Source organism: Corynebacterium sp. HMSC29G08, from assembly GCF_001806875.1.
Lineage (GTDB): Bacteria > Actinomycetota > Actinomycetes > Mycobacteriales > Mycobacteriaceae > Corynebacterium.
In genome coordinates this window covers 15,547-38,690 of sequence record NZ_KV786253.1, presented here as the reverse complement: position 1 = coordinate 38,690, position 23,144 = coordinate 15,547, and the positions used below count along the sequence as shown (strand labels likewise).

At 59.9% G+C, this 23,144-nt stretch carries 20 protein-coding genes; 13 read left to right on the top strand and 7 right to left on the bottom strand.

What is annotated here, in order from left to right; genetic code table 11:
• Position 1 precedes the first annotated feature (1 nt).
• Genes HMPREF3101_RS06780 through HMPREF3101_RS06760 form a run of 5 tightly spaced genes read right to left on the bottom strand, consistent with a single transcriptional unit; the run spans position 2 to position 4,993 of the window.
• The gene (locus HMPREF3101_RS06780) at positions 2 to 1,243 is read right to left on the bottom strand and encodes a D-alanyl-D-alanine carboxypeptidase family protein (protein ID WP_070463806.1); all 1,242 of its coding nucleotides are present in this window, start codon (positions 1,241 to 1,243) and stop codon (positions 2 to 4) included.
• The gene (locus tag HMPREF3101_RS06775) at positions 1,244 to 2,359 is read right to left on the bottom strand and encodes a TRIC cation channel family protein (RefSeq protein WP_246816683.1); all 1,116 of its coding nucleotides are present in this window, start codon (positions 2,357 to 2,359) and stop codon (positions 1,244 to 1,246) included.
• 4 nt (positions 2,360 to 2,363) lie between these two features.
• Entirely contained in the window at positions 2,364 to 3,602 is a 1,239-nt protein-coding gene (locus tag HMPREF3101_RS06770) for a hypothetical protein (RefSeq protein ID WP_070463805.1), read from the bottom strand.
• A gap of 42 nt (positions 3,603 to 3,644) precedes the next feature.
• Complete coding sequence (locus HMPREF3101_RS06765) at positions 3,645 to 4,715, bottom strand: C40 family peptidase (RefSeq protein ID WP_246816682.1); 1,071 nt, start codon at positions 4,713 to 4,715, stop codon at positions 3,645 to 3,647.
• A complete protein-coding gene (locus HMPREF3101_RS06760; RefSeq protein ID WP_070463804.1) occupies positions 4,712 to 4,993 on the bottom strand; it encodes a hypothetical protein in 282 nt (93 codons plus the stop codon). The genes HMPREF3101_RS06765 and HMPREF3101_RS06760 overlap by 4 nt, the downstream gene beginning before the upstream one ends.
• Positions 4,994 to 5,098: 105 nt before the next feature.
• Between HMPREF3101_RS06760 and upp the strand changes: the two genes are divergently transcribed.
• The 4 genes from upp (at position 5,099) to HMPREF3101_RS06740 (ending at position 8,960) form a co-directional block, all read left to right on the top strand.
• The gene (gene upp / locus HMPREF3101_RS06755) at positions 5,099 to 5,734 is read left to right on the top strand and encodes a uracil phosphoribosyltransferase (RefSeq protein ID WP_070463826.1); all 636 of its coding nucleotides are present in this window, start codon (positions 5,099 to 5,101) and stop codon (positions 5,732 to 5,734) included.
• A gap of 88 nt (positions 5,735 to 5,822) precedes the next feature.
• Entirely contained in the window at positions 5,823 to 6,221 is a 399-nt protein-coding gene (locus HMPREF3101_RS06750) for a helix-turn-helix domain-containing protein (protein WP_070463803.1), read from the top strand.
• A gap of 106 nt (positions 6,222 to 6,327) precedes the next feature.
• Entirely contained in the window at positions 6,328 to 7,512 is a 1,185-nt protein-coding gene (locus HMPREF3101_RS06745; protein WP_070463824.1) for an amidohydrolase, read from the top strand.
• A 41-nt stretch (positions 7,513 to 7,553) separates the two neighbouring features.
• Entirely contained in the window at positions 7,554 to 8,960 is a 1,407-nt protein-coding gene (locus HMPREF3101_RS06740; RefSeq protein WP_070463802.1) for an NAD(P)H-quinone dehydrogenase, read from the top strand.
• On the opposite strand, the gene HMPREF3101_RS06735 is transcribed toward HMPREF3101_RS06740, so the two are convergent.
• Positions 8,935 to 10,215: a short-chain fatty acyl-CoA regulator family protein gene (locus HMPREF3101_RS06735; protein ID WP_070463801.1), complete on the bottom strand. Its 1,281-nt coding sequence runs from the start codon at positions 10,213 to 10,215 to the stop codon at positions 8,935 to 8,937. The genes HMPREF3101_RS06740 and HMPREF3101_RS06735 overlap by 26 nt on opposite strands.
• Positions 10,216 to 10,431: 216 nt before the next feature.
• On the opposite strand from HMPREF3101_RS06735, the gene prpD reads away from it, so the two are divergent.
• The 9 genes from prpD to HMPREF3101_RS06690 all read left to right on the top strand — a co-directional run bounded on the left by prpD (position 10,432) and on the right by HMPREF3101_RS06690 (position 22,657).
• Entirely contained in the window at positions 10,432 to 11,943 is a 1,512-nt protein-coding gene (gene prpD / locus HMPREF3101_RS06730) for a 2-methylcitrate dehydratase PrpD (RefSeq protein ID WP_070463800.1), read from the top strand.
• Positions 11,943 to 12,863 carry a methylisocitrate lyase gene (prpB, locus tag HMPREF3101_RS06725; RefSeq protein WP_070463799.1) on the top strand — a complete coding sequence of 307 codons (921 nt, stop codon included), beginning with the start codon at positions 11,943 to 11,945 and terminating at the stop codon, positions 12,861 to 12,863. The genes prpD and prpB overlap by 1 nt, the downstream gene beginning before the upstream one ends.
• A gap of 14 nt (positions 12,864 to 12,877) precedes the next feature.
• On the top strand, positions 12,878 to 14,023 hold the full coding sequence (locus tag HMPREF3101_RS06720) for a bifunctional 2-methylcitrate synthase/citrate synthase (protein WP_070463798.1): 1,146 nt from the start codon (positions 12,878 to 12,880) through the stop codon (positions 14,021 to 14,023).
• 176 nt (positions 14,024 to 14,199) lie between these two features.
• Positions 14,200 to 17,628, top strand: coding sequence for a pyruvate carboxylase (locus tag HMPREF3101_RS06715; RefSeq protein ID WP_070463797.1), 3,429 nt, complete (start codon positions 14,200 to 14,202; stop codon positions 17,626 to 17,628).
• A 115-nt stretch (positions 17,629 to 17,743) separates the two neighbouring features.
• A complete protein-coding gene (locus HMPREF3101_RS11740) occupies positions 17,744 to 18,616 on the top strand; it encodes a siderophore-interacting protein (RefSeq protein WP_083280130.1) in 873 nt (290 codons plus the stop codon).
• A 208-nt stretch (positions 18,617 to 18,824) separates the two neighbouring features.
• Complete coding sequence (locus tag HMPREF3101_RS06705; RefSeq protein ID WP_246816681.1) at positions 18,825 to 19,703, top strand: ABC transporter substrate-binding protein; 879 nt, start codon at positions 18,825 to 18,827, stop codon at positions 19,701 to 19,703.
• A gap of 25 nt (positions 19,704 to 19,728) precedes the next feature.
• Entirely contained in the window at positions 19,729 to 20,793 is a 1,065-nt protein-coding gene (locus HMPREF3101_RS06700) for an iron chelate uptake ABC transporter family permease subunit (RefSeq protein WP_070463795.1), read from the top strand.
• Positions 20,790 to 21,848, top strand: coding sequence for a FecCD family ABC transporter permease (locus tag HMPREF3101_RS06695; protein ID WP_070463794.1), 1,059 nt, complete (start codon positions 20,790 to 20,792; stop codon positions 21,846 to 21,848). The genes HMPREF3101_RS06700 and HMPREF3101_RS06695 overlap by 4 nt, the downstream gene beginning before the upstream one ends.
• Entirely contained in the window at positions 21,848 to 22,657 is an 810-nt protein-coding gene (locus HMPREF3101_RS06690; protein WP_070463793.1) for an ABC transporter ATP-binding protein, read from the top strand. The genes HMPREF3101_RS06695 and HMPREF3101_RS06690 overlap by 1 nt, the downstream gene beginning before the upstream one ends.
• Here HMPREF3101_RS06690 and HMPREF3101_RS06685 read toward each other — a convergent pair.
• The gene (locus tag HMPREF3101_RS06685) at positions 22,654 to 23,133 is read right to left on the bottom strand and encodes a GNAT family N-acetyltransferase (RefSeq protein WP_070463821.1); all 480 of its coding nucleotides are present in this window, start codon (positions 23,131 to 23,133) and stop codon (positions 22,654 to 22,656) included. The genes HMPREF3101_RS06690 and HMPREF3101_RS06685 overlap by 4 nt on opposite strands.
• Positions 23,134 to 23,144 lie beyond the last annotated feature (11 nt).

Here is a 23,144-nt window from a genome sequence, read left to right as displayed (position 1 = left end):
ATTACCGGCGCTTGCGCTTGGCTCCCAGGCGCAAGCTCAGCCACAGCGCGATCAGCGCAAGAAGCAGCACGCCGCCCACGATCAGGATGGGCAGGCCGTACCCGTGAAGCTCAGCGGGAACGCTCGGCGCCTCCGAGGCCGGGCTCGGGCTAGGGGTAGGCACAGCCGTGGTGGTGGCCTGTGAAAGGGGCTCAAGCTTATCCACGCCCCCGCGCACCCCATACGCCGCATGCAACAACATCTGCGCCTGCTCCCATGCGCGATGATCCCAGGCTGTGGTGTCGAGCACCACGGCAACAAGTCTGCGGCCCTCGTGGTTCACGGCGCCGACGAAGGTGTGGTTCGCATCATCCGTGTAGCCGGTTTTGCCGCCGATGCCGTCCGGGTCGTTGAGGTAGAGCCTGTTGTCATTCCACAGCTGGAAGCCGGGCAGGTCGTCGAAGCCGGGGAAGTCGTAGGACTCTGTATCGGCAATCTTGGTGAAGACGGGGTTGGAAAACGCCTCACGGTAGGCCAGGCCCATGTCCCACGCAGAGGTGGACATGCCGGCTGCATCGAGGCCGGAGTAGGAGGCGGCGCGCGTGTCTGTCATCCCCAGCTTCGCCGCCAAGTCGTTGACCTTGCGCAGTGCTGCCGTATCCCCGCCAAGCGCCTGGGCGAGCGCATGTGCGCAATCATTGCCTGAGTTGAGAATCAGGCCGTAGAGCAGGTCGCGCACGGTGTAGTCACCGCCAGCGCCAATGCCGGCGGCGGAACCTTCCTGGCCGGCAGACTCCGCGGACACGTCGACCTTGGCGTCCAAATCCAGCTCTTCAATCGCCACCAACGCAATCAGGACTTTGATAATGCTGGCGGGGCGGTAGCGGCCGTGCGGGTCCTTCATCGCAACGACCTCGCCGGAGTCCAGGTCCGCCACCAGCCACGCGGAGGCAACCACGTCTTCGGGAACCTTGTAGCCGACAGCGGCACTGACCCCGCACGGACCGTCGTACGTCACAGGCAGTGCCGCAGGTGTTGTGGTGGCACGCTCTGAAGTACTCACCGGCTCACGGGGTGCCGTTTCGTACGGGCAGTCGTCCGTGTTAGGTGCATGTTCGCGGCTGGGCGGGACGAAATTTCCCGCCTCGTCGAAGTAGCCGGTAGTGGTGGGGGTTGGGGTTGTGGGGGTTTGCGCTGGCGTCGATAAGCATCCAAGGCTCACACAGCACACCGCGACTGCCAAGCTCAACCCCACACGCTTCATCTAGTTGTCTTTCTCCTTGTAGCGGGCCACGAGGCGTTCGATGAGTTCGTCGGTCAACGCGTCGTCGGCAAGAATGATGTCCAGCATGTCAACATGTGCAGCCGCAGCTTTCGCAGGGTCGGACTGGGCCGTCTCATCGTTGTAGGAGGTGCCGTCAAGGTCCACACCAACACCGTCCAAGAGCCGTTCGCGGTCCTTCGGCTTCTGCTCCGCGTCGATGTTTGCGTCGATGGCAGGGAACTGGCTGGTGAACTCGTCGAGGAATTCATCCGCAGCGATGCGCACTTCCGCCCGATTCTTGCCCTTGAATACCTCGGCTTCTACACGACGCTCCAACGCCTTCTCCATCTGCCTATGCCGCCACGCACGCAGTGCCTTCGGCTCCAACTCGCGAGCCACCGCACGCGAGCGGTTCTCCGCCTTGCGAGCAATCGTTGCCACCTGCGACACCGTCGCATTCACCGTGGCGTTGACGGGGGCGAAATCCGAGTCCTGGCTCAGCTTCCATTTGCCGTAGTAGCCAACAAGGAACAACGAGTAGCTGGCCAGCGGCCCCAATGCCATGCCGAGGGCAAGGAAGCCCGTGGCGTCTCCAATAATCAGGATCACAGCACAGACCACGGCCGGAACTACTGTTGGCTGATTGCCGCCAAAGACGCTGGGCTCACGGCCTGTGACCACGTCGCGGATCATGCCGCCGCCGGTGGCGGTAAACACGCCCATCATGATCGTGGGCAGCACCGGCAAATCGTAATAAATAGCTTTCGATGCGCCGGTTGCGGCCCACAGCGCAGAGATCATTGCGTCGCCGTGGGACTGCATGACTTCCCATGCACGACCCTTGAAGTAGGTAAAGCGGGCGATCAGCGCACCGGTAAACGCCAGGATTAGGTACTCCGGCTCGCTCATGGCGGCGACGGTGCCCTGGTTGATGAGCACGTCGCGCAACATGCCGCCGCCCAGTGCCGACAGCATGGCGATGAAGAAGAACCCGACGATGTCATAGCCGCGATGACGCGCAAGCGTGCCGCCGATAATGCCCATCAACAGCACGCCGGAAACATCCATCCAGCGGTAGATGGAACTGATCAGCGGGTCTACCTGATCTACTGCCACGGTGTTAGAACTTGGAGAAGCGCTTGATCAGCTGGTCTTCCATCTCCGTCCAAGCTTGCGCCTTATCCTTAAACGGCGGGGACGGCACGTAGCCTGCGGCTTCGGTGGAGCCAAGCATGTATGCCAGGTAATCCTGCATCCGCGGATTGGCAAGCAACAGGGAGTTCAGCGAGTCATCATCAGCCCAGTCAGCGGCGTCTGCCAAAAGCTCGTAGGCCTTGCCCATCTGTTTGGTGTCCACTGCGTCCACACTCTTGGAAATATCCTCGCTCAGCCCGCTGAAGGAGTACGCGTTGTCCGGGTGGACTTCCACCTTCAACTCGCCAGCGTTCGCCGCGGCAATGACGTCGGCCCAGGTGGATACGTTTGCCAGGTCATGGTCGTCGTGCTCCAGAATCCAGCGGCCGAGGTGCTTCGGGGTGGGGAAGGAGAAAATCTCGCCGTACTTGCCCAAAAACACTGGCTTGCCCGCCAGGTAGGTGCGCAGCGTGTACACGGTCTTGCCCTGCACGGTGATCTTCACCGGGTCGATGCCTGCGCGGCCCCAGATGGAAGAGTCGTATGGATCAGCAGCTTGGAGCATCTCCTGCTTCTGCGCTTCAGCCTCCTTCGCGGCAGCTTCGCGGGCCTGGGTTGCGGCAGCAATCGCCGTTGCAGCTGCGGACACAGCAGCAGCATCAAGGCTTTGCGTATCGACGACACGCACCACCCCATCCAGCGACTCAACCACTGCTTCCCAATTCTTCAGCACCACGCGGCCCACGCCGGACCATTCCTCCATGCCGTTTTCGCCCGCGTAGTGCTCAGAGCCACGGTTGACGTTGTTCAAGATGGAGTGCGACGCGAAGAAGATTTCTGCCTGCTCCGCGCTGCCCACCTGGGCCAGTGAGCGCGAAATCTGGAACACACGCGACAGCGCGGAAACGTTGGCATGGCTTGGGCGACCAGCCAAGAAGTCCGGCGCGCCGACAATGTCGTAGTACTGCTTCTCCGTAGGGACGACGCGTGCGTCGCCCTGGGATTGGAACAGTGCCCACTTCGGGTGGTCGCTCAAGTCATGCTTTGGCGTGGTCTGCAGGTACGCTAGCAGCTCCTCGGGGCAGTGGAAGGCGAGGACCGACGTGTCGTCGCCCAAAAACGCCTGCCACTCGGTGCCCTTTTCCTTCCAGGTGGGTGCCCACAGCGTGTAGACATCCCCCTTGGGCAGGGACAATTTCACGGGAAGAATCGCGCGGGTGCTCATGCACGCAGATGTTACCGGTCTCACCACCTATGTTGTCACTTACTACCCCGTGGGGCGCCAGAAGCCCATAAACGGCATGCCAATGTTGTCCGTGCGCACCGGGTTCATCTGTACCGGGCTGCCAGCTTCCACCATCATTCCGTCACCGGTGTACATGGCTACGTGGCCGGACCACACCACCAAATCTCCTGGTGCGAGCTCCTCGTATGACACTTGGCGTCCTACGCGTTGGTCTGCGGCAACTCGCGGAATCTCCACACCGGCCTGGTGGTACGCCCAGGAAGTCAGTCCCGAGCAGTCGAAGCCGCCGGGTGCGGACCCGCCCCAGCTATAGGGCGTGCCAACCTGTGACTTCGCAATCTCCGCTGCTGCGGCACCGGCGGCGGAAGGCGCACCCGCAGCGGGTGTGGGCTCGGCGTAGGCGGCCGCGTTGTTTACTGTAGGAGGTTCGCTTGGCGCAGCGAGCACGGTGGCACCCAGGGCGTTGCCGGCGTGGCGTTGCAGCTCCGCCATGGCCTGCTGGGCCACAGTGCTTCCACCGGGGACCGTGACAGCCAATGCAGCCTGGGTGTCACTGGCAAGTTCTGCGGCGAGCCCACCGAGGGCTGCTTCTAGCCGGTCGAGCTCTTGCTTCGCGCGCTGTAACGCCTCTTTAATCAAGGTGGCTACGGCAATGCCAACGCCAACCGGTCCAAGCACAGCGCTGGCCCCGAGAACGCGCACCCCTTTGTTCACCACATCCATAGCAATGCGGGTAAGTGTTGCGGCGGTCGCTGCGCACTGCAGGCTTGCTTGCGAGATCTTGTCACTAATCTGCCCCCGGAATGCCTCAAGCGCGTGCACCATCTCCACGTGCTTGCCGGGGTCAGCGCCAACCAGCTGCGCGAGCGCGCCAAAGGCGTCAAACCCGGGGATTTGAAAACCCGGAAGGGTAGGGATCAGCTCTGGCCTGCTAGCCAGAATCTGTAGGCCAGCGGCGATAGGATCCATCGCCGCGGCGGCGAACATGTCGGTTCTTTGCCAAGGCGAGGATTTCGGTCCAGGCAGCAACCCCGTCATCTCGTATGCGAGTGAGCCAAGCGTGTCCAGTGTTTCAAGCGTGTTCAGGCTCATAGCAGTCCTCCTAATCCTTTGCTGGTGTTGCCATCCACGGTGTTGGCCGCGGTGACAGTGAGGTCCATAAACGCGGCGACACGACGGGCTTCATCACGCACCTGCTGAGCGCGAGTCTCCGCAGCAGAAGCGGCCGCAGCGTATGCCTCATGAAAAGCGGTGAAGGGGTAGAAGGATGGAAAGGAGGTGCCGGGAAGTGGGTTAAGCGCCGCGGCATCAGCGCGAAGGGAATCGGTATGTGAAGTAACTGTGTGTGAATCAAGTGCAAATGTGTCCATGTCTATTTAGACCGACAAAATGCGCCCCCGGTTCCCTCGGTGCGGAAAAAGATTTCCCGCACAGGAAAATCGCACAGGAAAGCAGCACGGCCTAGCATGGTGGCTATGCAGATCACGGTTATCAACCACCCATTGGCGGCCTCTCGCTTGACTATCATGCGTGATGAACGCAGTGACAACGTTGCATTTCGTACCGCGCTTGCGGATCTCGGCGCCATGCTCATCTATGAGGCAAGTCGTGACCTTCCGGTGGAAACCTTTAAAACCAAAACTCCGGTGGCGGTTGCGCAAGGCACTCGCCTTAAAAACCCACCGATCATCGTGCCGATTATTCGTGCCGGCCTGGGCATGATCGACCCAGCGCTGTCCATGATCCCGGACGCGCAAGTGGGCTTCATCGGCATGGCACGTGATGAGGAGACACACGAGCCGGTGCCTTACCTGGAGGCACTGCCGCATGATCTGGCAGGCCAGCCGGTCTTCCTAGTTGACCCGATGTTGGCCACCGGTGGTTCCCTCATCCACGCCATTGACCTGTTGTTGGAGCGAGGGGCGGACGATATCACCTGTGTGTGCATGGTGAGTGCGCAACAGGGCGTGGACAAGCTGAAAGCTCATGGTGGGCCGGTGAAGCTGGTTACGGCAACGATTGACCCTGACCTGAATGAGCAGGCCTACATCGTGCCTGGTCTTGGGGACGCGGGCGATCGCCTGTACGGGCCGCGCAACATCGACCTGTAGGTGGATCTGTAAAACGCTGGCGATGATTCCGCTCCGCGGCTACGCTATTGAGCATTCACATGGAGGGGATGCCAAGGGGGCTTAGCTGATGGCGGAATCACTGCCGGATTCTCACTGGAAGCCGTATGCGCTTGGTGTGGGGCAGCGGGTGCGTCTGCTTCGCATGATGCGGGGGCTGACTCAGAAGCGGCTGGCGGAGATCTCGGGAATTTCACGCTCGCAGATTTCTAACTTGGAGCGCAACGAATACAACGGGTCTAAAGTTGCAGACCCCCAGGTAAGCACCGTGTACCGCCTGGCTGCAGCGTTGTATGTGCCGCCGGCCGCGCTGCTTCCGGGCGTTGGCGTTATTTATGACGGCAACTATCCGGAGGGCGCAAGCCAAGTAGAGATTGCCATGCGTTGGCCACGAGGGCCGCAAGACACCGCACGCTTTGCAGAGGCCTATCTCAGGTTGGGGGCGCGGACAAACATCGCACGATTCTGAGCACGATTCTGAGCACGGTTTTCAGCGCTTCACACGCTGGCGTAGACTTCTGCCGCAGAACAGTTGTTGCAAGCAGGAGGCAGTAAGGGTGTCAGAGGCGGATACAGTGTCGATCTCCGCGAGCGTCAACGCGTGGTTTGCGCAGAACCAGGAGCGCGTGATCGGTTGGCGTCGGCACTTACACTCGCACCCAGAGTTGTCCAACGAAGAGGTGGAAACCACCGACTTCATCGTAGGCGTGCTTGCAGAATACGGTCTGAAAGCAGTGCGTTTCCCCGGCACCGGCTGCTACGTTGACATCGGCCCGGACACTGGCAAGCGCATCGCGTTTCGCGCTGACATCGACGCCCTCGGCGTGCCGGAGCAGACTGGCCTTGAGTTCGCCTCACTGGTTCCCGGCGTCTCGCACGCGTGTGGCCATGATGTACACACCGCGGTAGTGCTCGGCTTGGCATGTGCACTTTCTACTATCGACGTCCCGTTGTCCATCCGCTGCATCTTCCAACCAGCAGAGGAAGTCATGGGCGGCGGAGCACTCGACGTTATCAAGTACGGAGGATTGAAAGGCGTGTCCTCCATCTTCGCGCTGCACGTGGAGCCGAAACTGCGCGTAGGCCAGGTCGGTGTGCGCGCCGGTGCGATTACCTCCGCCGCTGACGTGGTGCGCCTAGAAATCGAAGGGCCGGGCGGACACACCGCGCGTCCGCACATGACTGCGGACGTGGTCTATTGCCTCGGCGCGATAGCTACCCAGCTGCCGGCGTTGCTGTCGCGCCGGGTTGACCCGCGCACCGGCACGGTGATGGTCTTTGGCCACATTGAGGCAGGAGATGCCCCGAATGCGATTCCGAAGCGCGGCAGGATTGACGGCACGATCCGCACCGCGGACATCAGCATTTGGCGCGGGTTGAAAGACCTACTCACGGACTTGATTGACATGATTGTCGCGCCGACGGGCTGCACCTACCATTTGGACTACGTCCAGGGCGTTCCACCGGTGCTGAATGATGATGCGGCGACGTCGCTGGCGGTAACTGCCGCGCGTTCCATTGACCCGCATGCGGTGGTGACTTCACCGCAGTCCTCGGGTGGGGAGGACTTTTCCTGGTACCTCGAACACGTACCGGGCACGATGATTCGCCTTGGCGCCTGGGACGGTACCGGGGTGAAGCCGGACCTGCATCAAGGAAACCTCATTATTGATGAGCAGGCCATCGGAGTGGGCGTGCGACTGTTCGGAGCAATCGTTGAACAGTACAGTGCGGCTGCCGTCGCTGGCGCAGGTATGTAGACTAGCCACCGTTTTGGCCGGTTATTTAGGGAGTTAAACACTTGAGCAAGAAGATCGTCATCATGGGCGGGGGTCCGGGCGGCTACGAGGCGGCCCTTGTGGCCTCCAAGTACGGTGCGGACATCACGCTGGTAGAGGACGAGGGCGCTGGTGGTTCGGCGATTCGGAAAGACGTCGTGCCGTCCAAAAGCTTCATTGCAGGCGCCAACATCAAAACGGACCTGCGCCGCGCGGATGCGATGGGGCTCAACCACACCTTGGGGGATGCTCAGCTGGCGCTGACCGCTTTGAATAACCGTGTTGTGGCGCTGGCCTCTGAGCAGTCGCGCGATATTCACAGCCAGCTTGAGCGTGCCGGTGTACGAATTCTGAAGGGACGCGCACGCTTCTCCTCCGAGCAGGCAGGCCACACCACCCACCGCGTGGTGGTGGAGCTGGAAAGCGGTGAAGAGGTGCGCCTGGACTGCGACATGGTCTTGGTGTGCACCGGCGCCCACCCGCGCGTGCTTAAGGGAGCGGAGCCGGACGGTGAGCGCATTTTGAACTGGCGCCAGATGTACAACCTGATCGAGATGCCGACGCACTTGATTGTGGTTGGTTCCGGCGTGACCGGCGCGGAGTTCGTTTCCGCATACGCTGAGCTGGGCGTTGAGGTGACCATGGTGGCCTCGCGTGACCGTATTCTGCCGCACGACGATGCGGATGCCGCAGATGTGCTCGAGACCGTGCTGCAGAGCCTTGGCGTGCACTTGGAGAAGGATGCGCGTGTGGAGTCAGTGGAAAACACCGGCGATGGGGTGGTTGTGCGCACCACTGACGGCCGTGAGATTCGTGGTTCGCACGTCATGATGTCCATTGGTTCCATCCCCAACACCGCAGATTTGAACCTTGAGGCGGCTGGTGTGGAGACCACCCCGTCTGGCCACATTCACGTGGACCGCGTGTCACGCACCAACGTTGCGGGGATCTACGCGGCTGGTGACTGCACGGATCTGATGCCGTTGGCCTCGGTCGCCGCGCAGCAGGGCCGCATCGCCGTTGACCATGCCTTGGGTGAGGGTGTTGCGCCGATCCGCTTGAAGACGGTGGGTAACGCCGTGTTCACCCGCCCCGAAATCGCGGCGGTGGGCGTAACAGAGCAGCAGATCCGCGACGGCGAGATTGAGGCAGACATTTACAAGCTGCCGCTGGCAACCAACCCGCGCGCCAAGATGCGTTCACTGCAGCACGGCTTTGTCAAGATTTTTGCGCGCAAGGGCACTGGTGAGGTGATCGGTGGCGTGATTGTGGCGCCGACAGCATCCGAGCTGATCCACTCCATCACCATTGCGGTAACCAACAAGCTGACCGTGCGCCAGCTGTCGGACTCGATGGCGGTGTACCCGTCGCTGTCTGGCTCTATTACGGAAGCGGCCCGCCGCCTTATCGCTCACTCCGACCTGGACTAACCGGAAACGCCCGCTGCGGGCACTCATTACGCGGACACGTCTCACACCCTGGCCCAATCGGGGTGGCAGAGTCGGGGGAGAGATCCAATCCGTCCGCGTACACCAGGCGTTCGGCGTGGTCTGTGTCGCAGCCCAAGGCCACGGCGTTTTCTTGCCGTGGTGTTCCAAAACCCGCCGCGGGACCTTGCACCATGCGCGCCACCCACAGGTAGGTGCGTCCATCTGGCATTACCGCCACCTGGCGGGTGACACGGTTCGGGGTTTCAAAGGCGCGGTGTACCACCCACAGCGGGCAGGTCCCGCCGCGTTGGGAGAAGTGAAACGACGTGGTGGATTGCCGCTTGGAAATGTTGCCGGCGCGATCTGTACGCACAAACGCAAACGGCACGGCACGCGAGCCTGGGCGTTGCAAGGTGCCGAGGCGTTGGCAGGTGGATTCAAAGCCGGTGCCAAAACGAGCGGCAATCATGTCAATGTCGTAGCGTGTGGCTTCGGCCGCTGCCAAGATCTCGCCGTATGGCATTGTTACTGCGGCGGCAAAATACTGCGCCAGGCCGTGTCTGCCCAGGCTGTAGGCGTCGGGGTCGGTGATGGGGGCCAGGTGAGCGTCGATAAGCGAAATGTGCCCAATCAGCGCATAGTGGTACGACAGCTCGAAGCACTGCTGGGCTTCTGTCAGCCCAGTGCGCAGGCGTATCTCGCGGGAGGCGGTATCCAGCATTGAACGAGGGCCTTGTGCGTACTGGTTGAAGCGGACGGTGTAGCCGTAATCACGATCAAATGCGGCAGCAAGGCGAGTCAGGCGTAGCTGGCGTGAGGGGGCGTGGAGCGCGAAGTGCTCAGCCGCCAAATCCAAGTCATCAAAATAGTTCTCATTGCGCTGGAAGAAGTCGCGCACTGTGGCGTGCGGGCTGAGTGCCGCCGAGGTCAAAAGCGTGGGGATCTCACGCACGGCGTCCGCGATGCGCGGGTAACGGATAGCAAAGTCTGCAAGCTCGTCGTCCGAAAGGCCAGGCAGGAGCTCAGCGAGTTCACCAATGGTGCGCTGCTCGGAGTCTTGGGAGAAAAACGAGGCATCTAACCCGAAGACGCGGGTGAGTTGCAGAAGTACAGAGACGGTCAGCGGGCGCTGGTCATTTTCCAACTGGTTGAGATAGCTGGTGGAGATGCCAAGTTTTCGGGCCATCTCAACCTGCGTAAGTGAACGAGATGTGCGAAGCGTGTGAATCCGTGCCCCCGCGTAGTGCTTGCTCATAGTCTGTGCTCCTCTGAATACTGCCCGCCACCTGCTGATTTACAAAGTTTACAACAAATGCAAATCAGCGCCACAATTTTTCACAAACCAGAGCATGACGTAGCGCACACTTTTCCTCCTAGTATGAGCTGTAGCACCCGGACGGATGGCCGGGTTGTTTCACCGCATAAAGGCGCAACTAACGCGCCACAGGGCGAAAAGGAGTTGAAGCGCACGATGATCCAACACGAAGTACGGACACATAAGTCCGCAGAAGAGTTCCCGATTGAAGAGCACCTGGCGTACAAGATTGCTCAGGTTGCCGCTGACCCGGTTGAGGTTCCTGAGGACACCAAGGAAATGATCATCAACCGCATCATCGACAATGCGTCGGTAGCGGTTGCCTCCTACGGTCGTCGTCCGGTGGCTACTGCCCGTGTCATGGCTGAGGCTCACCCGGTGCAGGAAGGCGGCGCCCAGGTCTTCGGTGTGGACGGCGCTTACTCCGCAGAGTGGGCAGCCTTTGCAAACGGCACCGCTGTGCGTGAGCTGGACTACCATGACACCTTCCTGGCAGCCGAATACTCCCACCCGGGTGACAACATCCCGCCGATCCTGGCAGTGGCGCAGCACAAGGGCCTGGATGGCAAGGCACTGATCCGCGGTATTGCTACCGGTTATGAAATCCAGGTCAACCTGGTGAAGGGCATCTGCCTGCACGAGTGGAAGATTGACCACGTGGCGCACCTCGGCCCGTCGGCCGCAGCAGGTATCGGCACCATGCTGAACCTGGACGTGGACACCATCTACCAGGCAGTTGGCCAGGCGCTGCACACCACCACCGCAACGCGTCAGTCCCGCAAGGGCCTGATCTCCTCCTGGAAGGCATCCGCACCGGCGTTTGCAGGCAAGATGGCCATCGAGGCTGTTGACCGTGCGATGCGCGGCGAGGGCGCACCGGCCCCGATCTGGGAGGGTGAGGACGGCTTCATCGCATGGATGCTGCACTCCCCGGAGCGCACCTACATCGTTCCGCTGCCGGCACCGGGTGAGGAAAAGCGCGCCATCTTGGACACCTACACCAAGGAGCACTCCGCGGAGTACCAGGCACAGGCACCGATCGACCTGGCTCGCCGCATGAAGGCCACGATTGAGGAGCAGGGCAAGACCACCAAGGACATCGAGTCCATCGTGTTGCACACCTCGCACCACACCCACTACGTGATTGGTACCGGTGCGAATGACCCGCAGAAGATGGATCCGTCCGCATCGCGCGAGACCCTGGACCACTCCATCATGTACATGTTTGCTGTCGCGCTTGAAGATGGCACGTGGCACCACGTCGACTCCTACACCCCGGAGCGTGCGAACCGTCCTGAGACCGTTGAGCTGTGGCACAAGGTCTCCACGGTGGAGGACCCGGAGTGGACCCGTCGCTACCACTCGACCGACCCGGCTGAGAAGGCATTCGGCGCCAAGGCTGTCATCACCTTCAACGACGGTTCCGTGATTGAAGACGAGATGGCGGTGGCAGACGCTCACCCGCTGGGTGCACGCCCGTTCGTTCGTGAGAACTACATCAAGAAGTTCCGCACCCTTGCTGAGGGCATTGTGGCACCGGAGGAGCAGGAGCGCTTCCTGGCTGCAGTGCAGAATCTGGAGAACCTGACCGACCTCAGCGAGCTCAACATTGTGGTTAACCAGGCTGCACGCGATGCAGCTCCCGAGATTCCGGAAGGCATCTTCTAATGTTTGCACCCGAGAAAACTCCTCACGAGCGCCGAGTAGCGCTGCGTGAATCCCTGACCAGCGAGACGATTACCAAGCTGCCAGGCGCGTTCAACCCGCTGACGGCACGTTTGATCGAAGACATCGGCGCTTTTGAGGGCGTCTACGTCTCCGGCGCGGTGGTGGCCAACGACCTGGGTCTGCCGGACATCGGCCTGACCACCTTGACTGAGGTGGCAAACCGCGGCGGCCAGATCGCACGTGCGACCAACCTGCCAGTGCTGATTGACGCTGACACGGGCTTCGGTGAGCCGATGAGTGCGGCGCGTACCGTCGCAGAGTTCGAGGCTGCAGGCCTGGCGGCACTGCACCTGGAGGATCAGGTCAACCCGAAGCGTTGTGGCCACCTGGACGGCAAGGAAGTTGTGCCGCGTGATTTGATGGTGCGCCGCATTACCGCCGCGGTGCGCGAGCGTCATGACGATGCGTTTGTCATCTGTGCGCGTACAGACGCGGCCGGCATCGAGGGCATTGACGAAGCTATCGAGCGCGCGAAGGCATACGCCGACGCTGGCGCGGACCTCATCTTCACCGAGGCGTTGTACTCGGAGGAAGACTTTGCAAAGTTCCGCGAGGCCGTTGATACGCCACTGCTGGCAAACATGACTGAGTTTGGCAAGACCGACCTGATTCCGGCACCTCGCCTGGAAGAGTTGGGCTATAACGCAGTGATCTGGCCGGTGACCACCTTCCGCATCGCTATGGGCCAGACCGAGGCGATGCTGCGAGACATCGCGCAAACCGGCACCCAGGAGCCGTGGCTGGACAAGATGCAGCACCGTTCCCGCCTGTATGAGCTGGTTCGCTACGACGAGTACAACCAGTTCGACCAGTCCGTCTTTACCTATTCCAAAGACACCTACACCCAGACCTTCAAATAAGGAGTGACCGAGAAATGACTGAGCAAGAAATCCGCAAGGGCCTCAACGGCGTTGTCGCTGACTACACCGCAGTATCCAAGGTCAACCCGGAGACCAACTCCCTTTTGTACCGCGGCTACCCGGTTCAGGAGCTGGCTGAGCACTGCACCTTCGAAGAGGTCGCCTACCTGCTTTGGAATGGTGAGCTGCCGACCCCGGAGCAGTTGGAAGAGTTCCGTGGCGGTTGCATGGAAAACCGTGACATTGATGAAGAGCTGATTCAGGTGATCAACTTCATGCCGAAGGACTGCCACCCGATGGACGTGCTGCGTACCGCAGTGTCCTACCTGGGTGCTGAGGACCCGGAGAAGTTCACGAAGGACTCGGACCACCTGCAGTCCATTGGCCGTAAGCTGCTGGCAAAGCTGCCGACCATCGTGGCTACGGATATCCGCCGCCGCCAGGGCAAGGAGTACATCGCCCCGAGCAAGGAGAAGGGCTTCTCCGAGAACTTCCTCTGGATGGTGTTTGGTGATGATGAGAAGTCGCCAGCGAACATCCCGTCCGACATTGAGGCGTTTGAGAAGACGATGATTCTCTACGCTGAGCACTCCTTCAACGCTTCCACCTTCACGGCGCGCACCATTGCCTCGACGATGTCTGATGGCTGGTCCGCTATCACCGGTGCTATCGGCGCGCTGAAGGGCCCGCTGCACGGTGGTGCGAACGAGTTCGTGATGCACCATATGGAGGAGATCGGGGACCCGGCGAAGGCTGAAGAGTGGTGCCTGAACAAGCTCAAGAACAAGGAGCTTGTCATGGGCTTCGGCCACCGTGTGTACAAGAAGGGCGACTCCCGCGTTCCTACGATGGAGGCCGCATTCAAGAAGCTTGCTGCTGAGCACCCGGAGAAGGACGCGCAGAAGTGGGTTGAGATGTACGACATCATGGCAAAGACCATGCATGACAACACGTCCATCAAGATCCGCCCGAACCTGGACTTCCCGTCCGGCCCGGCGTACTACATCCTTGGTTTTGACATTGAGTTCTTCACCCCGCTGTTTGTGATGTCCCGCATCACCGGCTGGACTGCGCACATTATTGAGCAGTTTGAGAACAACTCCCTGATCCGCCCGCTGTCTGCGTACAACGGTCCGGAAGAGCGTCACCTTGAGGCGTAATTAGAGCTTCAAGCTTGACGACGTTTGCGTGAACCACCCCCACCTCCCTCCGAAGTGGGGGTGTTTGCGTGCGGAGAGCGAACTTTTTCTCCAGTTCCTAGGTGATACCAACCCGCACTCCGATACTATTTGATACATACTTGCAGTCATTTGCAGCAATTGCGAAAGGAAAAGCGATGAATCCGGACACGCTTCCGCTGAACGAACTTCCCACATTTAAAAAGATCTTGGTGGCTAACCGCGGTGAGATCGCGGTGCGCGCGTTTCGCGCCGCCTTTGAAACAGGTGCGAAGACCGTTGCGGTCTACCCACGTGAGGACCGTAACTCGTTCCACCGCCCGTTCGCGGACGAAGCGGTTCAAATCGGTGTTGAGGGCCAGCCTGTCAAGGCGTACCTGGACATTGAAGAAATCATCCGTGCGGCAAAACAGACCGGCGCGGATGCTGTGTACCCCGGCTACGGGTTCCTGTCTGAGCGTGCGGACCTTGCCCGCCGCTGTAAAGAGGAGGGCATCAAGTTCATTGGCCCTACCGCTGAGACCCTTGATTTGACTGGTGATAAGTCTGCCGCTGTCCACGCTGCTCAGCGCGCTGGCTTGCCTACGCTGCAGGACTCGGAGCCGTCTTCGGACCCGAAGCAGTTGGCTGAGTATGCCAAGGATTTCCAGTTCCCGGTGTTTGTGAAGGCAGTTGCGGGTGGTGGTGGCCGCGGCATGCGCTTCATTGAGAAGATCGAGGATGTAGAGAAGCTTGCAGCTGAGGCGTCGCGTGAGGCGGAGGCTGCTTTCGGTGACCCGAATGTCTACATCGAGCGCGCCGTGATTAACCCGCAGCACATTGAGGTGCAGATCATGGCCGACAGCTACGGCAACGTGGTCCACCTCTTTGAGCGTGACTGCTCGGTGCAGCGCCGCCACCAGAAGGTGGTTGAGATCGCTCCTGCGCAGCACATTACGGATGAGCAGCGTCAGCGTATCTGCCAGGACGCGGTGAACTTCTGTAAGGAAATTAAGTACGAGGGTGCCGGTACCGTCGAGTTCCTTGTAGATGAGCAGGGAAACCACGTCTTCATCGAGATGAACCCGCGTGTTCAGGTGGAGCACACCGTGACTGAGGAAGTCACCGGCATCGACATTGTGAAAAACCAGATGTACATTGCCGCCGGCGCGAAGCTGGAGGACGTGCACCTGACCCAGGACCTTATTGAGGTCAACGGTGCTGCGCTGCAGTGCCGTATCACCACTGAGGATCCGCACAACGGCTTTAGGCCGGATTCTGGCACCATCACTGGCTACCGTTCCCCGGGTGGTGCGGGTGTGCGTTTGGACGGCTCGGTGGCCGTTGGTACCCCGATCACTCCGAACTTTGACTCGCTGCTGGTGAAGATGACCTGCCGTGGACGCAACTTCCAGGTTGCTGTGGACCGCGCGCTGCGTGCTCTCAATGAGTTCGCCATTGACGGCCTGTCCACCAACATTGGCTTCCTGCGTGCGCTGCTGAGTGAGCCGGAGTTCCGCAACGAGCGTGTGAACACGAGCTTCATTGCAAACCACCCACACCTACTGGACGCTCCGAACGCTGCGGATGACGCCGGCAAGATCCTGAACTACCTGGCTGAAGTGACCGTGAACAAGCCGAACGGTCCGCGCCCGACGAGCATTCAGCCCTCCAAGAAGCTGCCGAAGCTGGACTACCCGGACACCCCGCGTGGTTCCCGCGATGATCTTTTGGAGCTGGGCCCGAAGAAGTGGGCGGAGAAGCTGCGTAACCAGACTGCCCTGGGGGTTACGGAGACCACGTTCCGTGATGCGCACCAATCTCTGCTGGCAACGCGTATCCGTACCAACACCCTGGTTGCTGCAGCTAAGCACGTTGGCCACCTGACCCCGCAGCTGACCTCGGTGGAGGCATGGGGCGGCGCCACGTTCGACGTAGGGATGCGCTTTTTGCATGAGTCCCCGTGGATGCGTTTGGACGAGCTGCGTGAGGCAATGCCGAACGTGAACATCCAGATGCTGCTGCGTGGCCGCAACACGGTGGGCTACACGCCGTACCCGGATTCCGTGACCCGTGCGTTTGTGCAGGAGGCCGCAACCTCCGGCATTGACATCTTCCGTATTTTCGACGCGCTCAATGACGTCAGCCAGATGCGCCCGGCAATTGATGCAGTGCTGGAGACCAACACCACCGTCGCTGAGGTGGCCATGGCGTACTCCGGCAACCTGCTGGATCCGAATGAGGATCTGTACACGCTGGATTACTACCTGAAGCTGGCAGAAGAGATCGTTGAGGCTGGCGCCCACGTACTTGCCATCAAGGACATGGCGGGACTTATGCGTCCGGGTGCCGCTGCGAAGCTGGTGACCGCGCTGCGCGAGCGCTTCGACCTGCCGGTGCACGTGCACACCCACGACACCGCTGGCGGCCAGCTGGCTACCTACCTGGCTGCCGCAAACGCTGGCGCTGACGTAGTGGACGTGGCCTCTGCGCCGCTGGCAGGTACGACCTCCCAGCCGTCTATGTCTGCTCTGGTTGCTGCTTTTGCGAACACGGAGCGTGACACGGGTATCTCCCTGCAGGCGGTCTCTGACATGGAGCCGTACTGGGAGGCTGTGCGCCAGGTCTACGCGCCGTTTGAGTCCGGCATCCCGGGCCCGACTGGCCGCGTGTACAAGCACGAGATCCCGGGCGGCCAGCTGTCCAACCTGCGTACGCAGGCGAAGGCGCTGGGCCTGGAGGATCGCTTCGAGCTCATCGAGGACTATTACGCAGGCGTGAACGCCATCCTTGGCCGCCCGACGAAGGTGACCCCGTCGTCGAAGGTTGTGGGTGATCTTGCGCTGCAGCTGGTGGGCCAGGGTGTGAGCCCGGAGGAGTTCGCCGAGAACCCGCGCAAGTACGACATTCCGGAATCCGTGATCGGCTTCCTGCAGGGTGAGCTTGGTACGCCTCCTGGTGGCTGGCCGCTGCTGCGCGAAAAGGCCCTGGAGAACCGTTCCGTGGTTGACCACACGGTTGATGTGCCGGAGGAGCTCGTGCCGGACCTGGAGGGCACCGACCATAAGAAGCGTCGTGTGGCTTTGGACAAGCTGCTCTTCCCGAAGCAGTACAACGAGTTCCTGGAGCACAAGCGCACCTACGGCATCACTGACCAGCTGGGTGACAAGACGTTCTTCTACGGCCTTGAAGAGGGCGAGGAGACGATGATCTACTACGGCGAGATCGACGCGAACATCCCGCCGCTGGTGGTCCGCCTGGATGCGGTTGGTGAGCCGGATGAGAAGGGCATGCGCCAGGTCATCCTCACCGTCAACGGCCAGGTCCGCCCGATGCTGGTACGTGACCAGAACGCTGAGTCCACCGTGGCTGAGGTGGAAAAGGCAGATAGCTCCAACCCAGGCCACGTAGCAGCGCCGTTCGCCGGCGTAGTCAACGTGACCGTCAAGGTCGGCGACGAGGTTAAGGAAGGCGACCCGGTTGCCACCATCGAGGCCATGAAGATGGAAGCCGCGATCTCCGCGCCGAAGTCCGGCACCGTTGAGCGCGTTGCCCTGTCGCAGGCCACCAAGGTGGAAGGCGGCGACCTGGTAGTGGTTATCGCCTAAGCGCCGTTTGCTTCATGACGTTTGCGTCGGTCTCTCCTTGCCGGGGAGCCGGCGCATTCGCTGTATAGTCAACAACTCGGTGTAAATAAGGGCAGGGTAACCTAAGATTCTATCTATGGTCTTAGATCCCTCCACATTTTGCACAACCGAACTGACTGATAGGCCGCAGCGTGAGTTGGGCGAGATTATCACGGTACGTGTTGCGAAAGTTGAAAAAGTTGCTCCCGACCTGCTAGAGATTACTGTCACTGCGCCTGCTCTGCGGGAACATCGCCTTATTGGGCCGGATGAATTCTTTGGTCTTCTGATCCCTTCCCCGGGCCGAGAATACGTTCCTGTACCTCGTCCGACGAGTGGTAATCTGCGTGGCCATCTTGCTCAGCTCTCTGATGCTGAACGGCCAGAATTGCGCTGGTATACGGTGCGGCACCTTGATCGCCGTGTCGGAGCTCTCGCATTCCAGGTGGTGACTCATGGCGTGACCGACCCTGCTGACCCTGCAATTGGTCCAGCTCTACGCTGGGCGCTCGGCGCGAGTCCGGGTGATATTTGTGGGATTTCTCCGACGAATGGTCTCTGGTGTCGGCACTACGCGGCAGGCTCTGGTTCGCAGTTGCTGATCGCGGATCCCACGGCGGCACCCTCAGTTGTTGCGGTGCTCGAGTTTTTGCAGAGTTTTCATCCTGATGAACTGCGTAGTACTGGGGTGATTCTTGCCGCCCCATCACTCGATAGTTTTGAACCCGGCATAGGGGGAAAATGGGCCTCCCGGTTGGGGGTATTTCATATGGTGACGGCACCACAGGAGGAGCTTTTGGTAGCTGTTCTGGACAGGTTACGAACGCTTAATCCGGCTGGGTATGTGTGGTGCTGCGGCGAACGGGCGTTTGCGGCGGGGGTCCGCAGGTTTAGTGTGTCTGAATGGGGGATGGACCCACGGGATGTGACGTTTAGCGGGTTTTGGATTGAGGGTCAGGCGAGAGGCTAGACAGGGCCAGGGGTAAGGGTAACTTTACCTAACCTACTTGCCATGTTAGGCTTGCCTAACTCGATCTGTAGTTCAGGTGTGTCTCGGCTATCCCTCTATTGGAGAAAGGTCTCCCATGCGTATAAAACTCGCCGCGATCCTTACTGTCATCGCTGGCTTGGCACTCACAGGGTGCAGCCCTTCATCTTCTTCTAGCAACGAACCCGCGGTGAGCAGTACTAGTTCCGCACCTGATGCGGCAGTGTTCGCCCACCCGAATATCGAAGGTCTAGAGATCGAGTTTGCTAAGCAGCCCGAGAACATTGTCATGGACTGTTATGCGTACTCCACGCTCAACGAGTATGGCTTCAAGCCGAGTGCGATCTTCGGCTACCAATGTGACGACCCGACTGTGATGGACGGCGTAGACACAACCGGAATTGAGCAGATTGGCACCGATGGCGAAATCGACTTGGAGAAGCTTGCTCAATTGAAACCTGACGCGATTGTCGGGCTTGGGACTGCTGATGGGTGGCAATGGTTTAAGGAGGATGTTAACGCGCAACTCACCCGCGTAGCGCCGTTTGTACCCTTGCCGAGCGGCGACACTATCGACGAAGGGATTGCAAATGTGCGCGAACTCGCGGACTTCCTAGGTGCGGATCTCGGTGATACGAACATCACGCAGGCCGACAAGGATTTCGAAGCTGCGAAGAAGAACTTTACCGAGGCTGTTTCGGAAAAGGAGCTGACATTCCTGCTGGCCAGCCCGACGCAAGAGATGCTGTACACGCGAGCTGGTGGGCCACACGCGCTACTGCTAGAGCAGCTGGGTGCAACCCTTGTAGGCCCGACTGAGGGGCACGAGGGAGGTCCGTGGGCGTGGATCGCCTGGGAAGAGGCTTCGCAGTACCCAGCTGACGTCATGCTTGTTGAACAGTATGACGAAGCCAACCCTTTCACTGCTGAGCTGTGGGACGCTCTGCCTGCCGTGAAGGCCGGGCAGCTCTACGGCTGGAACTCCAAGGGTGCTCTTACCTCCCGACACTACGCAGATTGGCTTGATGGACTCGCCGAGAAGGTGAAGACGTTTAACAAGGTTGTTTAGCGCCACTCGATTTCAACAAAGATCAATGGCAATCACATTGGCACCCGCACACCCCCCTGGCAGCAGCGCAATACCAGCAACGCCGACCAGGCATCCTCTTGCGTACCGGTTCGTCGGCGCTGGCATACTGCTGATTCTGCTTGCTTTTACGTTGGTGTTCAGCCTCATGGTAGGGGCACGCGCAGTAAGTGCGGGAGAAGTGTGGCAGTTTCTCCTGACGCCTGATTCAGCGGACCCCATCTCACAGGTGGTTTGGCAATCCCGCGTTCCTCGCACCGTTTTGATCTTGGTCGCGGGAGCAGCGTTTGGAGTTGCTGGGGGTTTGATGCAGGCAGTAACGCGAAATCCCTTGACAGATCCAGGAATCCTTGGTGTCAATGCTGGGGCTTCGTTGGCTGTTGTTGTCGGTATTGCCTACTTTGGCATCACAGAAATCAACCGCTACATGTGGTTAGCGTTTAGCGGCGCGGTAGTAACCTCCCTAGCTGTGTTCCTTATAGGAAACACCGGGCCTATGCGTGGCAACCCGATTCGCATGACGCTCTCAGGAGTAGCTATCGGTGCTGTCCTTGGCGGATTTACTTCGGCTGTCTTGCTTACTAACGCTGACGTGCTGAAGAAGATGCGCGGATGGTCTGCTGGTACTACTGCGAACCAAGCGCTAGAAAATACGCTGTCGATCGCACCATTCATCATGTGTGGGTTAATGCTCGCACTCGCACTCACGAAGTCGCTAGACGTGCTCGCACTTGGCGACGCTGCGGCGGTGGGCATGGGGGCGAATCCAAACCGAGTGAGGCTCATTGCGCTGCTGGCGATTGCTTTACTAGCTGGTGGCGCAACGGCGGCAGCAGGTCCGATCTCGTTTCTCGGTTTACTAGCGCCACACTTAAGTCGGATGATTGTTGGCCCGCATCAAGGGTGGATCATGATCTATTCAATTCTTCTTGCCCCAACCATAATGGGGTGCGCCGATGTACTTGGCCGAATCATCGTGCAGGGGGAGATGCCGGTCGGCGTTGTTACGCCGTTTATCGGAGCGCCCCTGCTTATCGTGCTGGCACGTCGCCTCCGGGTGGCTGAGCTATGACGCCATCCCAGCAGCTTGACTACGGACGGAAGATTGTCCGTCTTGGTCCTCGTGATTGTCCTGTTGTTGTCACTGATGTCCGCGCACTTGTAGTCACTACCGTCCTTCTTTTTTGTGCAGGTGCATGTGGTGTTTTTGCGCTCTTCACAGGGTCGGCGGCAGTTGGCGTTGTTGAGGTATTCGACGCGCTTCGCGGGCGAGGCGATGAGTTCACCACAATGGTGGTTGTGGACTGGCGTGCCCCACGAGTGCTGATGGCACTTGTTCTCGGGGCTGGCCTGGCCCTATCCGGTGCCCTCTTCCAAAACCTCACCAATAATCCGTTGGGATCGCCGGATGTCATCGGATTCCAAACGGGTTCCTATACCGGGGCGCTGATCGTACTTCTCGTCCTCCGGGGTGGTGCTCTGGAAACCTTGCTTGGCGCACTTGCCGGAGGGATAGTGACTGCTGTCGCCGTGTTTCTGCTTGCTTCGAAAAATGGCTACGCGCGAGGGGTGCGGCTAATCATCGTCGGAATCGGCGTAAGCGCGATGTTGGCAGCAGTAAATACTTGGTTGTTGCTCACCGCGTCGGTCGAAGACGCGATCATGGCAAGCTTATGGGGCGCAGGCAACCTTTCTGGTACTTCCTGGAAGCAACTTATGCTTGTGGTTTCTGGCACTGCAGTATTCATAGTGGGAACGGCATTTCTTGCGCGCCCGCTGCAGCTTACTCAGATGGGCATTCCTTTTGCCACGGCGCTTGGGCAGAACGTCCGAGTTGTGCAGATCAGCGCGATTATTGCAGGCATCGGTCTCACCGCACTTGCTACCTCCACTGTCGGTCCGATCTCATTCATTGCACTCGCCGCTCCCCAGATCGCTCGTCGCCTTGTGCGCTCGGACGGTCTTGCGTTAGCACCTACTGCAGCGACCGGCGCCCTCTTGCTCATCCTTGCAGACACCGTCGCTCAACGCATTTACCCGACGTCTCCGCTGCCCGTAGGCATTGTCACAGTGTCCATTGGCGGTATCTATTTCCTCCTACTGTTGCTTAGGGAAGGACGAAAATAATGGCCCGTCTTTGCACAGAAAATGCAACGTTGGCTTACTCCGACACCGCGGTGATCTGCCGTGATGTGACTATTCAGATTCCGGATGATGAATTCACCGTTATCGTCGGACCGAACGGATGCGGTAAATCGACGCTGCTGAAATCCCTGACGAGGCTTATTGCGCCGGTTTCCGGAGTGACCCTTTTGGACGGCAAGTCTCTCCACAGCCAACCCACAAAGCAGGTAGCACGGCAAGTCGGGCTTTTACCCCAAGGTCCAGTCGCGCCAGACAGTATCCGCGTGATCGATTTGGTTTCCCGAGGAAGATACCCACACCAGAGTCTGTTTCGGCCTTGGTCGCAGGAAGATGAACGCGCCGTCAGCGCTGCGATGGATGCGACGGGAGTGAGAGAACTCTCTGGCAGATTTGTTGATGAGTTGTCGGGTGGCCAGCGTCAACGTGTGTGGATGGCAGTGGCGTTAGCACAAAACACACCGATTCTGCTGCTTGATGAGCCGACTACGTATCTGGACGTTCGACACCAACTAGAGTTACTCGAGCTTTGTCGCGAATTGAACATGCGCGATGGCTACACCCTAGTGGCGGTACTCCATGACCTCAACCAAGCAGCCCGCTACGCCGATAACATAATTGCCCTGAAAGAAGGAGAAGTTGTTGCGGTGGGGCCGCCTGCTGATGTCATCACAGAGTCACTTGTACGTGAAGTGTTTGGGGTGGAGGCAAGGGTCATTACTGACCCAGAATCAGGCAGCCCACTTATGATCCCGCGTTGGGGGAGTGGCGTTGCCGCAGGTGTAGGCACCTAGATGTCGAGGAGCATGACGTTTTCGGCGTCCGGGTAGTCACGGAAGCCGAACGCTTCGTAGCGGTGGCGCGCACGTGGGTTGTTGGGGTCAACCCACAACGCAAGCTGCGGCGCGCCCTGCTCACGAGCAAGCTCCGCTACCGCCTCCAGCAGGCGTGCTGCTAGACGGTTGCCTGCGAAACGGTTTTCAACCGCAATCGCCAGCTCCGGAACGTTCGGGGCAATGTTGGCGTAGCCGTCAGTAGGCGTTTCCCAGTAGCGCAGCCACGTGCCGCCTGCGGGTGTGCGGTACTCATCAAATGCGATAATGCCGCCGTCACGCATAGGGTCCCACGCGTCGATGTAGGAGGTGACGCCGGACAGCACGTCTTGACCAATCGCAGCAGTCTCATCGCCGAAGACCTCAGTGAGATAGTTCAGGCGTAGTAGGTACGTACGGTCAGATTCTGTGGCTCGCTTAAACGTGAATTCAGGCATGCGCACCATCG

Coding starts and splice junctions, on each gene's coding strand:
- HMPREF3101_RS06780 (WP_070463806.1), bottom strand. CDS start 1,243: ATGAAGCGTGTGGGGTTGAGCTTGGCAGTCGCGGTGTGCTGTGTGAGC.
- HMPREF3101_RS06770 (WP_070463805.1), bottom strand. CDS start 3,602: ATGAGCACCCGCGCGATTCTTCCCGTGAAATTGTCCCTGCCCAAGGGG.
- HMPREF3101_RS06765 (WP_246816682.1), bottom strand. CDS start 4,715: ATGAGCCTGAACACGCTTGAAACACTGGACACGCTTGGCTCACTCGCA.
- HMPREF3101_RS06760 (WP_070463804.1), bottom strand. CDS start 4,993: ATGGACACATTTGCACTTGATTCACACACAGTTACTTCACATACCGAT.
- upp (WP_070463826.1), top strand. CDS start 5,099: ATGCAGATCACGGTTATCAACCACCCATTGGCGGCCTCTCGCTTGACT.
- HMPREF3101_RS06750 (WP_070463803.1), top strand. CDS start 5,823: ATGGCGGAATCACTGCCGGATTCTCACTGGAAGCCGTATGCGCTTGGT.
- HMPREF3101_RS06735 (WP_070463801.1), bottom strand. CDS start 10,215: ATGAGCAAGCACTACGCGGGGGCACGGATTCACACGCTTCGCACATCT.
- prpD (WP_070463800.1), top strand. CDS start 10,432: ATGATCCAACACGAAGTACGGACACATAAGTCCGCAGAAGAGTTCCCG.
- prpB (WP_070463799.1), top strand. CDS start 11,943: ATGTTTGCACCCGAGAAAACTCCTCACGAGCGCCGAGTAGCGCTGCGT.
- HMPREF3101_RS06720 (WP_070463798.1), top strand. CDS start 12,878: ATGACTGAGCAAGAAATCCGCAAGGGCCTCAACGGCGTTGTCGCTGAC.
- HMPREF3101_RS06715 (WP_070463797.1), top strand. CDS start 14,200: ATGAATCCGGACACGCTTCCGCTGAACGAACTTCCCACATTTAAAAAG.
- HMPREF3101_RS11740 (WP_083280130.1), top strand. CDS start 17,744: ATGGTCTTAGATCCCTCCACATTTTGCACAACCGAACTGACTGATAGG.
- HMPREF3101_RS06700 (WP_070463795.1), top strand. CDS start 19,729: ATGGCAATCACATTGGCACCCGCACACCCCCCTGGCAGCAGCGCAATA.
- HMPREF3101_RS06695 (WP_070463794.1), top strand. CDS start 20,790: ATGACGCCATCCCAGCAGCTTGACTACGGACGGAAGATTGTCCGTCTT.
- HMPREF3101_RS06690 (WP_070463793.1), top strand. CDS start 21,848: ATGGCCCGTCTTTGCACAGAAAATGCAACGTTGGCTTACTCCGACACC.
- HMPREF3101_RS06685 (WP_070463821.1), bottom strand. CDS start 23,133: ATGCCTGAATTCACGTTTAAGCGAGCCACAGAATCTGACCGTACGTAC.